The following is a 12,710-nucleotide window of genomic DNA, read 5'->3' on the forward strand; positions in this document are numbered from 1 at the left end:
ATACAGGGACGCAACAACTCCTGTTTTTCAAAATAGATAAAGATGTACGCAAGTACAGAAGAAAGTAAGAGGAAATATGTATGAAAAATCTGAAAATGAAAATCGGAGCGGTAATTGCAGTTCTGGTTTTGGCTGCGGTATATTACTATGTGTCTCTTCCTGCGGTCAATATCCATTCATCGGATCTGTGGATGTTTTTGATCGTGTTGGTAATCATAAGTGCTGCTTTGTATATCAGCAAAAAGAAGCCAAGTCGTTATGAAATCAAAGAACTAAAGGGAATGAAGATCATTGCCGCAGTGTTTATTGTGATCGTAGGCGCATATCTGATCGGAACATTGTTGTCTTCACCAATTGTTAATGCAAAGAAATATCAGCAGCTTCTAAACGTAGAAGAGGGTGAGTTTACAAAGGATATCGAGGAATTGTCCTTTGACCAGATTCCGTTGTTGGATAAGGACTCTGCAATGATTCTCGGAAACAGAAAAATGGGAAGCATGGTAGATATGGTATCTCAGTTTGAGGTAGACAACTGGTACAGCCAGATTAATTATCAGGATCGTCCGGTACGTGTATCGCCGCTACGATATGCCAGTCTGATCAAATGGTTTACCAATCAGAAGGAAGGGATTCCGGCATATATCAAGATTGATATGGCAACTCAGAATACAGAGCTGGTGAAGCTGGAACAAGGTATGAAGTATACAACCAGCGACCACTTCAACAGAAATATTTACCGCCATTTGCGGTTCAGATATCCGACCTATATCTTCAATGAACTGAGTTTTGAGGTTAATGATGAAGGTGTTCCTTATTGGATTTGTCCGGTGAAGAAGTACAATATCGGTCTGTTTGGCGGTGTAACGGTCGGACGTGTGGTATTGTGTAATGCTGTTACCGGAGAGACAGAAGATTATGCGATCGATGATGTGCCGGAGTGGATCGACCGTGCCTATTCAGCGGATCTTTTGGTTGAATTGTATGATTATTACGGAGGTCTGAAGCATGGTTACTTCAACAGTGTGCTTGGACAACGTGACTGTCTGATGACAACGACAGGTTATAACTATCTGGCAATTGATGATGATGTGTGGGTATATACAGGTGTGACTTCTGTGAGCGGTGATCAATCCAATGTTGGATTTGTGCTGATGAATCAGAGAACGATGGAAACCAAGTTCTATGAGATTGAGGGTGCGACAGAAGCCTCAGCCATGTCTTCAGCGGAAGGACAGGTGCAGAACTTGAAATATGTGGCAACGTTCCCGCTTTTGTTGAATATTTCCGGAGAGCCGACGTATTTTATAGCGTTGAAGGATGATGCAGGATTGGTAAAGAAGTATGCCATGGTAAATGTACAGAAATACCAGATTGTAGCAATTGGTGATACGGTAAGTGAATGTGAGCGTGTATACACTGATCTGATGTACGAGAATGGAATCAAAGTAGTGGCAGAGGATACAAGGGAAATCCAAACCATTACGGGTAACATTACCAAGATTGCACAAGGTGTTATTGACGGCAATTCCCATTACTATGTGATGTTGGAAGACTCTGATGATATTTTTGACGTGTCAGTTGCAGACTTCATCGATATTATTAAATATGATGCAGGTGATAAAGTGACAATTGAGTACAAAAAAGGGGAAAAGAGCAATACAGTATTGTCCCTGAACGGAGAAAAGCGGTAACAGTTCAGCCTTTTGGCTGCGCTGTTACTCAAAACAGTCCACGGACTGTTTTATCGCATGCTTGGCAACTGAATCCGCCCTATTTTAAGTTCACCTACGGTGAAAGGGCGGATTCTATTCTACATCACGTATTCTTACGGACTTTGCAGCAAGTGCTAAGTCCTGTGCTGAACTGTTACGAAAAGCAGACAGTAAAAGTGTCTGCTGAGGAAGAGTAAAAAGTAAAAAAAGAACACTCTGTCAGAAATCAGAAGTAATAAAGTATGATTTACAGTCAGAGTGTTCTTTTATGTAATTATCAGTTAGTTGAGCACCTGGAAGTCAGGGCTTTCGATTCCCTGAATCTTTTCTTTTTCTGCGCTGACACTGATATAGAATTCTATGTTATCGTTTTTGGAAATCTTGCTGACTTTCGCAAGGAAATCCGGGAGACTGTCGAGGGTGATGTCTGCCTGCTTCAGAATGCCATCAATGAAAATTATATCAATGTCATGATTGCCGGCAACCATACCATATAAAAATCCAACCAGTTCTTCTAAAGTTGTGATATCGTGGTAATCATCCATGCAGATTGCACGAATACTGAAGTTAACGCTTGTTGTGTCTCTGTGACTTTTCTTGATGAGAACGACATTCCCATTGGAAGTCTTAACCTTTTCGTTTGCGAGTTCAATCATTTGCTGTGTTTTTCCGCTGCCCTTTGGACCTGTCAATAAATATACCATAGCGAATCTCTCCTTTATGTAGATGTATTTTTGAGTAATCCAACTGCTCAAATTTCTTAAATTTATTATACACTAAACCGGTGCTGCCTACAACTAAAAAAAGGAAAAATACAAAGAAAAATCAAAAAAGGTCAGTTGACAAAACGCCTGTTGATGCATAAGATAAGATAACGGTTACAGAATAGATACAGATGGAGGAAGTGCAAATGAACGGAAATGTTTGGATTGGGATATTGATTCCTTTTGTTGGGACAACGCTGGGAGCAGCAATGGTTTTTTTTATGAGAAAAGAGATGAATGAAAAGCTTCAGAAGGCATTATTGGGGTTTGCCTCGGGAGTGATGATCGCGGCATCTGTGTGGTCATTGCTGATTCCGGCAATCGATATGAGCGAAGAGCAGGGCGGCATTGCGTGGATTCCGGCGGCAGCGGGCTTCCTGATGGGAATGGGATTTTTGCTTATGCTGGATACATTAACCCCACATTTACACTTGAACGAAGATGCCCCGGAGGGACTCCCGTCAAATTTAAAAAAAACGACAATGCTCGTCCTTGCCGTTACGCTGCATAATATACCAGAGGGAATGGCAGTCGGCGTGACATTTGCGGGAGTGATGATGGGGAATACAATGATGTCGCTTGCAGGCGCATTTGCCTTGTCAATGGGAATTGCGATTCAGAATTTCCCAGAGGGAGCGATCATTTCCATGCCTCTTAGAAGCGAAGGATATACAAAAGGAAAAGCATTTCTGTATGGAGCGGTATCTGGAGTTGTGGAACCTCTGGCAGCGTTTGGCACCATTTTGCTGACCAGTCTTGTTGTGCCGGTTCTGCCGTATCTGCTGTCATTTGCCGCAGGGGCGATGATCTATGTTGTGGTGGAAGAGCTGATTCCCGAGTCTCAGATGGGAAAACATACGAATATCGGTACGATTGGCGTAGCCATTGGGTTTACATTGATGATGATACTGGATGTAGCTCTTGGATAATCAGAATCGTTCTTTTTTTCTTGACTTCTCCGTATAATCTTCTTATAATAAACAGGTATATAAGAAAGACGAAGATAAGGAATAGTAGAAGTCATATGTTTTTCAGAGAACTGCCGTAAGGTGCGAGGCAGGAAACAAAAGCTTTGAACTGGCCTTTGAGTTCTTTTGGTGAAAGTGTTATGTGCCGCAGAGGTATTAGAAGATAAGACGGCAGAGCAGGAGTAAGCAGAAGCGGAACTTCCCGTTACAGAAGAAATGAGTGCATTTGATACAGCGGCTGCGAAAGACAGCGGTATTAAGTGAATGAGAGTGGTACCACGGAAAACAAAGCCTTTTCGTCTCTTAAGCGTATGAGACAAAAGGCTTTTTATAATGTGGAAATGGCGCAAAAGCCACTCTTCTGCAGACGGAGAGAATAAGAAGTGATATTTCTTGTTTATCATTTAAGAAAGGTAGGAAGGTAAAATGGCACAAAGAATTGTCTACAATCATAAGGCAATCGAAAAAAAATGGCGTGAAAAGTGGGAAGAGAACCCCGTGAACCCAAAAGTTGATGAAAATGGCAGCAAAAAGCAGAAATACTATTGTCTGGACATGTTCCCATATCCTTCGGGAAACGGACTTCATGTAGGGCATTGGAGAGGATATGTCATTTCAGATGTATGGAGCCGCTATAAACTCCAGCAGGGATACTACATCGTACATCCGATGGGATGGGATGCGTTCGGTCTGCCGGCGGAAAACTATGCGATCAAGATGGGGGTACATCCGGCGATCTCTACAGCAGAGAATATAAAAAATATCAAGAAGCAGATTAACGAAATCGCAGCTCTTTACGACTGGGATATGGAAGTAAATACAACAGATCCAGATTTCTACAAGTGGACACAATGGATTTTTGTAAAAATGTTTAAAGAAGGTCTGGCATACGAGAAAGAGTTCCCAATTAACTGGTGTCCGTCCTGTAAGACAGGTCTGGCAAATGAAGAGGTTGTCAATGGAAAATGTGAGCGCTGCGGCGCTGAGGTGACCAAGAAAAATCTCCGTCAGTGGATGCTGAAGATCACTGCATATGCAGACCGCCTTCTGAATGATCTGGACAAACTGGACTGGCCGGAAAAAGTAAAGAAAATGCAGTCTGACTGGATTGGAAAATCTTATGGTGCAGAAGTAGAGTTCCCGGTTGATGGAAGAGACGAGAAGATTACGGTATATACAACAAGACCGGATACGCTTTATGGCGCAACCTTCATGGTACTTGCGCCGGAACATGAACTGGCAGCTTCTCTTGCGACAGAAGAGACAAAAGAAGCAGTGGAGAAATACATTTACGATGCATCTATGAAATCTAATGTAGACCGTCTTCAGGATAAGGAGAAGACAGGTGTATTTACGGGAAGTTATGCAATCAATCCGCTGAACGGCGCCAAGACACCAATCTGGCTGTCCGATTATGTATTGGCTGATTACGGTACAGGCGCAATCATGTGTGTACCGGCTCACGATGACCGTGATTTTGAATTCGCAACGAAGTTCAATATTCCGATCGTTCAGGTAATCGCAAAGGACGGAGTAGAAATTGAAAATATGACAGAGGCTTATACAGAGGCTTCCGGTACAATGATCAATTCCGGTGAGTGGAATGGAAAGGAATCAGCAGTTTTGAAAAAGGAAGCGCCGCATATTATCGAAGAGCGTGGTATCGGAAAAGCAACTGTGAACTTCAAACTTCGTGACTGGGTATTCTCCCGCCAGCGTTACTGGGGTGAGCCGATTCCGATCATTCACTGTCCGGACTGTGGAAATGTTCCGGTGCCGGAAGAAGAACTTCCGCTTCGTCTGCCGGAGGTAGATTCCTATGAGCCGACAGGAACCGGGGAATCTCCGCTTGCGGGAATTGAAGAGTGGGTAAACTGTACTTGTCCAGTCTGCGGAAAGCCTGCAAAACGTGAGACAAATACAATGCCGCAATGGGCGGGATCTTCATGGTACTTCCTGCGTTATGTAGACAGCCACAATAACGAAGAACTGGTTTCCAGAGAGAAAGCAGACGAAATGCTTCCGGTAGATATGTACATCGGCGGCGTGGAGCATGCAGTATTGCATTTGCTGTATTCACGTTTCTATACGAAGTTTTTGAATGATATCGGCGTGGTTGATTTTGATGAGCCGTTCCATAAATTGTTCAATCAGGGAATGATTACCGGAAAGAACGGAATCAAGATGAGTAAATCTAAAGGGAATGTAGTTTCCCCAGACGCACTGGTCAACGATTATGGCTGTGACTCCCTGAGAATGTACGAACTCTTTGTAGGACCGCCGGAGCTAGACGCAGAGTGGGATGACAGAGGAATCGATGGTGTAAACCGTTTCCTGAAACGTCTTTGGAACCTGCTTTTGGACAGCAAAGAGGCGAATGTAGAGCCAACAAAAGAAATGGTGAAGATCCGCAACAAAATGGTTTATGATATCACAACACGTCTGGAAACATTCAGCCTGAATACAGTTATCTCCGGATTCATGGAGTATAACAACAAGCTGATCGACCTTGCGAAGAAGACAGGTGGCGTTGATAAAGAAACATTAGAGACGATCGCAGTATTACTTTCTCCGTTTGCACCGCATTTTGCAGAAGAAATGTGGGAGCAGTTAGGTCATACAGAGAGTGTATTCCGTGCGGGATGGCCGGCCTACGATGAGAATGCAATGAAAGATGATGAGATTGAAGTTCCGGTGCAGATTAACGGAAAGACAAGAGCAGTTATCAGCATTCCGGCTGAGACAACAAAAGAAGAAGCAATTGCAGCAGGTAAAGAAGCGGTTGCAGATAAATTGACAGGCACGATCGTGAAAGAAATCTATGTGCCGAAGAAGATTATAAATATTGTTCAGAAATAGTAATAAAAAGAGCCTTTTCCCTTGTAAATATTGGGAGTAGGCTCTTGCTTTATATTCGCTGATACTGAAAGGATACCATTATTCATGCTTTCTTAATTTTGTTCACAATCTCGTTTGGAGTAAATGGAAATAAGTGCGAGAAGGTTTTGAATGTGATTGTTGGTGATTCATGCCCTAACCGTATTATTACGACAAAAAATAAATATGGTTAGCAGTTTGGGAGATAAGGAATTCAACCGATTTCTAATACACGACTGAAAATTTATGTAAAATTGACTGTTTCACTTTATAAGCAATTATATATTGTAAATTAGATGCTGTTCTACTATAATTTTAATATCTGATATGAACTATAAAAGCAGTGGAGAAGTGGTTTTTCATTATGGAAAATAAAATTGTAAAATAAAAGTGGTGAAATCCTTTGTAAATATAAGGTTTTAAATAAAATAAGACTGTAAAATTTTATAATACCAAAATGTATTGGAGGGGTAAACAATGAATATCAAACCAAGAGGAAAGCAGGAAGAGGTTATGGCACTTCCTGCAAAAGGACATATTGTTGTTTTAGGAACGGCTGGAAGCGGAAAAACAACCGTTGCTTTGCTGCGTGCTCATCATCTTGCCAACATTCCTAATGGTGGCAAGGTGTTGCTTGTTACATTTAATGGGGCATTGGTTAAATATATGCGTGGGCTAAGTAATTATCAAACTCAAAAGCTTGTGGTCGAAAATTATCATACATTTGCTCGCGGCTATTTAAATAGTCGTGGTAAAATGCCACGTTGGAACGGAATTGCAGACCCGGATGAAAAAGTATCTTACATAGAGCAGGCTTTGGATTATTTTAAAAAGAAATATCCAACAGAATCGACTTTTAAGCGTTCCTTAGAATTTTTTATTGAGGAAATTACATTTATAGAAAGATTTGGTTTTTCAGGTATTACCGAGTATAAAGAAGCGGAACGTATTGGGCGCGCTTCTGCAAATATTAAACGTGAAAATAGGAAATGGGTTTTTGAAGTATATGAAAGATATCGAGAATTGCGCGAAGCAGACGGTAAAAAATATGATTGGGATGACTTGGCACTATATGTTTTTAATGAATTGCGAAATGACGATAGTGAACGGAGATATACACATATTATTATAGACGAGGGGCAAGATTTTTCGCCAATGATGATTAAGTCACTGGTAGAGTCTGTAGCAGATAACGGCTCACTTACATTTTTCGGGGATGTTGCACAACAAATCTATGGTAGTCGCCTGTCATGGCGTGATTCTGGTATAGATATCAATAAAGTATGGCGCTTTGACGTAAATTATCGCAATCCTGCAACAATTACAGCATTTGCAAAATCCATAACCCGAAATAAATACTAGCGACAAGATGAAGATATGGTAGAAGCAGCTTCTCAGATTGCAGAAGGACCAAAGCCAATATTGATAGAGTTTTCCCATAAACAACATGAAATTAATTGGATTGTAGATCGTGCAATAGCGATAGGAAAAACATCGTCTACTGTCATTGTCTGCAGAAATAGGGCTGATATTGCTATCTTCTTACCTTTGCTAAAAAAAAGAGGTTGTGAAGCAATAGAAATTAATAAAGAAACTCCTGGTTTTGCTCATTTAAAGAAAGTATATCTTACAACTTTTCACGCTGCGAAAGGGTTGGAATTTGACAACGTATTTATTCCATATCTAATTGAGGATAAGTTCCCGGATCCTGATATGATTTCGAGCGCTGTTTCTATTGAGGAAACGTATGCAGATGAAATAAAACTCCTTTATGTTGCCGTAACCCGATCAAAATATGGTCTTTATATGACCTACTGTGGAAATTTGTCGCCTTTATTTCCACGAGATTCAGATACTTACGATTTCTATGATGAGGAGGATTTGTCATGAGTGCATATGATATTTTGACAACACGCGGCGTTACTCGACTATGTCATTTTACAAAGTTTCAAAACCTGACACATATTATCACTTCTGTAGAGGGTATTTTAGCTAGCAGTTCAATACGCCAAGATACGAAAAATGTAAATGATACCGCACGCTATGACGGGGAATTGGATTTTGTATGTTGTTCTGTACAGTACCCAAATTCGTGGTTTTTAAAAAGAGCTATGCAGAATAATTTGGATAAAATTTTTAGAGAGTGGGTTGTTTTGTATATTGATTTGAGCATACTAAAATATAAAAACATAAAATTTTGTCCTTGCAATGCAAGTAAGGAAAATGGAGCTTATATAAGCAAAAACATGGATAATATAGATTCCATTTTTGCCTCTACCGTTTCTACTTTTGATTATCCAAGAACATCAAAAATGCTTCCTTGCTGTCCAACAGACGGACAAGCCGAGATATTGATAGAAAATAGTATTCCACGAGAATATATCAAGGGCATTGCCGTTGGTAACGAGGATGTTGCAGGACGTGTCTATTCGATTTTAAAAATGTATGGTGTGGAGTATATAAGCATATATATTGCTCCAGATGTATTGACTACGGAATGGAGCAATATGATTAAAAAAGGTTGTTCACCAAATGAAATTCGATGTGAATGGTCAGAGGAGGTTTAAATTATGTCTATGAAAATACCGACTCAACTGGAAAAATGTAAAGGTGCTATGTTAGCTACGGCTATTGGCGATGCATTAGGGTGGCCTAATGAACCGCGTTCTAAAAACAGAGCAAAAAAACCAAAAGTCATGGATAATTTTGTTGGGTGGATTCGCAGTTCTAATAATCCGCGGTGGCATGATGAGAAGATTTTGCCCGGCGAGTACAGTGATGATACGCAACTGACACTGGCTGTGGCACGAAGCATTATTGCTGGTGACTGGGAGACATTTTTTGCAGAAAAAGAACTTCCTTTCTGGTTAAATTACGAGCGTGGAGGGGGAGGCGCTTTGCTAAAAGCAGCCAAATCATGCGAAAAAGGAATTTTGTTATGGCAATCCCGTTATACTCGAGACTACTATAATGCTGGCGGCAATGGTGCTGTAATGCGTATTTTACCCCATGTTATTGCATCTGCAAAAACGCCCAATACTGCGAAACTAATAGCGGATGTTATGAAGGATACTCTTATAACTCACGGTCATCCTCGTGCGTTTTTAGGTGCAACATGTTATGCCTATGCGCTGGAGTATCTTTTGAAGAAAGAAACCGTTCTTGAATATGGCGAACTTGTTGCTGCTGTAATAGATGGCCAGAATGTTTGGGGGGCAGTTCCAGAATCGGATATCTTTGAAAAATGGTTTAATATTGCCCAACAAAATCTTGAATATGACTTTTTGATAGAATGGAAAAATGTGTGCGCCCGTATGGTAAAACAACTTGAATTTATAGGAACTTCGCTAAAAAAAGGGTTAATTCTTGATGATACAAAAGTACTGACTAAGTTAGAATGCTTCGATAAATCAAATGGTGCCGGAGATGTTGCTATATTAGCTGCCATCTATTTAACTTCGAGATATGCAAATAACCCTTCTCTTGGAATAAAAATCCCTGCGTTCTCATTTGGTGCTGATACCGATACTATTGCGTCTATTACAGGTGGATTATTGGGAATGCTTAGCGGAACAGATTGGATCCCGACAGAATGGAGAGAAGTTCAAGATTATAACTGTCTCATTCAAATGGCGGAATTACTAATGGCAGACAATAAAAAGGAAGCTACCAAAAAAGAAGTCGCAGAGGCAAAAACTCAAAATAATCAATGGAATGCTACACCTATTGGTAAAATGCGATTTATCAAATCAAGTAGTGTTCCAAATGGAAAGAATGGTATCGTAATAATCGACAAGTGGCAGACCGCACTTGGGCAAACTATATACACAAAAACTTTTCAGCCTAAAAATATATCTATACAATCTCATCAATTAAAAAAACTAGTGTCAACACCTCAGCAAGTTATACCTAAAGAATCGAAAAAATTCGTTCTGAATTTGATGGACGTATCAGAATTACTTGGAAATCCAGAATTTAAAACGAATATTACCATAGGTAAAGTTTTGAAAATTATTAAAGACTTGATTGATGGCAAAGAAACAAGCAAAAATCTTTCTAAAAAATATAAAGTTGATCAACTATTTGTAGAACAAATAGGAAAATATGTAACAGGACTGAAAGATAGTAACCGGGTTTAATAGTGTTATTAAATTGCTATATGTTTTAGAAGTAACATTCGATCATGATACGGTTTGGCTTTCTATAGACCAGATGGCTGAACTATGTTGCGGACATACTTAGGACTGGAGAAGATAGCCGAAACCTATCCGCTCCGGGAAATATAGGAATTAAAAGATAATCGTCTTTACTTTACTAGAGCAGAGGCGATTATTTTTTATGCTTGTTGTTTCCGGCAAATTAAATGCTGCCTTGTCCGTCAGATTAGAACAGGTCTTACAGGGCACTTAATCATGGTATGGAGTATATAGTTTTAGAAGCTTCCAGCATACTATTAAAAAAAGACTCGCATTAAGTAGAGAGAAAGAGAAGGTAATGCGCCTTGCTTTGGAAGGGCAGCAGGTTGAAAACAGGATGACATTTTTAAAGATCCCTATGTTCTGGAATTTATCGGATTGTCGGAAGAAACTGTTTATTCAAAAACTAAATTGGAAAAACATCTGATAGACAATTTGCAAATGTATGTTAACTATTATGAAAGAAAAGTAAAGCTTGAGGATGAAAATCCGACAATTGGCATCATTATTTGTAAAGATAAGAAAGATGCGGTGGTAGAAATGATTTTGCCAAAAGAAAATAATCAGATATTTGCGAGCAAATATTAAACGGTGCTTCCAAGTAAAGAAGAATTGCAACAGTTAATGAATGAAAAAGAATAGATAGCTTAATATATAGAACAAATCAGAGGATTTTTCACATGAAACTAAAATACTGGCATAACTAAATCGCATAAAAAGATATACCCATCCGGGCATCCCGTATACATGCCCGGGGCGGGCGGACTACCGTTCGATAAGGTATAAAAAAGCACAGAACAGAAGTTCGATTTTGGTCTGTATTTTTTTGACTTATATGTTATAATGAAAAACCAAATGACTGGATAATACTATCTGTACTGGTTGGTGTTATTCAGTGTTGTTTCGTTTCAAAAATACGGTTTTCCCAACGGAATACTGCGTAATGTGACCTGCATTCGTGTAACTGCTATTTTAACGCTTATTCGCCAGCTTTGCAAGCCCATTTTACACGAATCGAAAATCAAATTACACGAATTTCGGGCGAATAGGCAAACTTTTTTCGGTCACAAATTGGAGGTTTTCATATGCCAGATAAGAGAGGAAATTCGCAATCCGCTGACAATAGTCAGCTACTTGCTCATAAAAGCAGCCCAAAGGACGGGCATGCTTTTAAATTACAAGCCCCCTACAAGCCCACAGGCGACCAGCCGCAGGCCATTGCAGAACTGGTCAAAGGCTTCAAAGAGGGCAATCAATTTCAGACTTTACTAGGGGTTACGGGTTCCGGCAAGACATTTACGATGGCGAATGTCATTCAGGAATTGCAGAAGCCAACGCTGGTTATCGCCCATAACAAGACGCTTGCGGCGCAGCTCTACGGAGAATTCAAGGAGATGTTCCCTGAGAATGCAGTGGAGTATTTTGTGGACAAGATGGGGATTATGGACGAAATAACACTAGGTGGATGGATAGAGTTTGTGACCTGGATTCGTGTAATGGATTATGCAACACCATATAGATAAAATCCATTGTTTATATGGTAGAAATAATATGTCGTACAATTTGGAGAGGTGGGAGCTATGCAGGAGCATGAGATTATATTATATCAGTTAGAGAATACAAATGTTTATGTGAACGTCATTTTTAAAGAAGAAACATTTTGGATCACGCAAAGAGTAATGGCAGAATTATTTGATTGTACAACAGATAATATTTCGTTGCATTTGAAAAATATTTATAAAGAAGAATTGGACGCAGAAGCAACTACCGAGTTTTTCTCGGTAGTTCAAAATGAAGGTGGAAGATTGAAAATGAAAAGTAGAGGTTATCCATTACCTTAATCGCATCACAACAAAGCCATCTTACGGTGGCCGCTTTGAAATTTGAATATGTAGACAAAGTTACAGGTTATTTCGTTGCTGACTTGATGCGGAAACCTTGAAACTGAGCCATTAAAATCGCCTGCTCAATCGTGATTTCACGAGTTGTCGGAAGAATATCAGATTTTTGGTATAAATCTGAATTATAATTCTCACTATTTTTGAGCATGTGGTATAATCCCATCTTTGACAGTTAAGAAAAAGAAAAATCGCTGTATTCCTTGTGTTTACTGGGTTACAGCGATTTTTGTCGTTGTCGCGGACTATAGTAATTTATTCTTTTCCTTTGCTTTTTTTCTGAATATTTCTCATT

General features: G+C 39.9%; 9 protein-coding genes, 3 pseudogenes and 1 other annotated feature. Of the genes and pseudogenes, 10 read left to right on the forward strand and 2 right to left on the reverse strand.

Annotated elements, in window-relative coordinates; genetic code table 11:
* The first annotated feature begins 80 nt into the window (after nt 1-80).
* Complete coding sequence (locus tag NFS18_RS15335) at nt 81-1,691, forward strand: CvpA family protein (protein WP_251391877.1); 1,611 nt, start codon at nt 81-83, stop codon at nt 1,689-1,691.
* A gap of 302 nt (nt 1,692-1,993) precedes the next feature.
* Here NFS18_RS15335 and NFS18_RS15340 read toward each other — a convergent pair whose 3' ends face one another.
* Nucleotides 1,994-2,416 carry a hypothetical protein gene (locus NFS18_RS15340; RefSeq protein WP_251391879.1) on the reverse strand — a complete coding sequence of 141 codons (423 nt, stop codon included), beginning with the start codon at nt 2,414-2,416 and terminating at the stop codon, nt 1,994-1,996.
* Between the two features lie 206 nt (nt 2,417-2,622).
* On the opposite strand from NFS18_RS15340, the gene NFS18_RS15345 reads away from it, so the two are divergent.
* The 9 genes and pseudogenes from NFS18_RS15345 to NFS18_RS15385 all read left to right on the forward strand — a co-directional run bounded on the left by NFS18_RS15345 (nt 2,623) and on the right by NFS18_RS15385 (nt 12,358).
* A complete protein-coding gene (locus NFS18_RS15345) occupies nt 2,623-3,405 on the forward strand; it encodes a ZIP family metal transporter (RefSeq protein WP_251391880.1) in 783 nt (260 codons plus the stop codon).
* A 62-nt stretch (nt 3,406-3,467) separates the two neighbouring features.
* Nucleotides 3,468-3,751: a binding site (T-box leader), on the forward strand.
* Nucleotides 3,752-3,870: 119 nt separating this feature from the next.
* The gene (leuS, locus tag NFS18_RS15350) at nt 3,871-6,303 is read left to right on the forward strand and encodes a leucine--tRNA ligase (protein WP_277613643.1); all 2,433 of its coding nucleotides are present in this window, start codon (nt 3,871-3,873) and stop codon (nt 6,301-6,303) included.
* A gap of 495 nt (nt 6,304-6,798) precedes the next feature.
* Nucleotides 6,799-7,683 carry a UvrD-helicase domain-containing protein gene (locus NFS18_RS15355; RefSeq protein ID WP_251391881.1) on the forward strand — a complete coding sequence of 295 codons (885 nt, stop codon included), beginning with the start codon at nt 6,799-6,801 and terminating at the stop codon, nt 7,681-7,683.
* A gap of 15 nt (nt 7,684-7,698) precedes the next feature.
* The gene (locus NFS18_RS15360) at nt 7,699-8,211 is read left to right on the forward strand and encodes a 3'-5' exonuclease (protein WP_251391882.1); all 513 of its coding nucleotides are present in this window, start codon (nt 7,699-7,701) and stop codon (nt 8,209-8,211) included.
* Nucleotides 8,208-8,888, forward strand: coding sequence for a DUF4433 domain-containing protein (locus tag NFS18_RS15365; RefSeq protein ID WP_251391883.1), 681 nt, complete (start codon nt 8,208-8,210; stop codon nt 8,886-8,888). The genes NFS18_RS15360 and NFS18_RS15365 overlap by 4 nt, the downstream gene beginning before the upstream one ends.
* Before the next feature lie 3 nt (nt 8,889-8,891).
* Nucleotides 8,892-10,460, forward strand: coding sequence for an ADP-ribosylglycohydrolase family protein (locus tag NFS18_RS15370; RefSeq protein ID WP_251391884.1), 1,569 nt, complete (start codon nt 8,892-8,894; stop codon nt 10,458-10,460).
* A 295-nt stretch (nt 10,461-10,755) separates the two neighbouring features.
* A pseudogene (locus NFS18_RS19815) lies at nt 10,756-11,105 on the forward strand (PDDEXK nuclease domain-containing protein); the annotation flags it as partial.
* A 497-nt stretch (nt 11,106-11,602) separates the two neighbouring features.
* Nucleotides 11,603-11,944 (forward strand): annotated as a pseudogene (locus tag NFS18_RS15380) (DEAD/DEAH box helicase family protein); the annotation flags it as partial.
* Between the two features lie 153 nt (nt 11,945-12,097).
* Nucleotides 12,098-12,358, forward strand: a complete 261-nt coding sequence (locus tag NFS18_RS15385) for a hypothetical protein (protein ID WP_251391885.1) — start codon at nt 12,098-12,100, stop codon at nt 12,356-12,358.
* A 67-nt stretch (nt 12,359-12,425) separates the two neighbouring features.
* Here the strand turns inward: NFS18_RS15385 and NFS18_RS15390 are convergent.
* Nucleotides 12,426-12,575 (reverse strand): annotated as a pseudogene (locus tag NFS18_RS15390) (IS110 family transposase); the annotation flags it as partial.
* Nucleotides 12,576-12,710: the final 135 nt, after the last annotated feature.

The sequence above is a fragment of the Mediterraneibacter agrestimuris genome, assembly GCF_943193195.1.
GTDB lineage: Bacteria > Bacillota > Clostridia > Lachnospirales > Lachnospiraceae > Schaedlerella > Schaedlerella agrestimuris.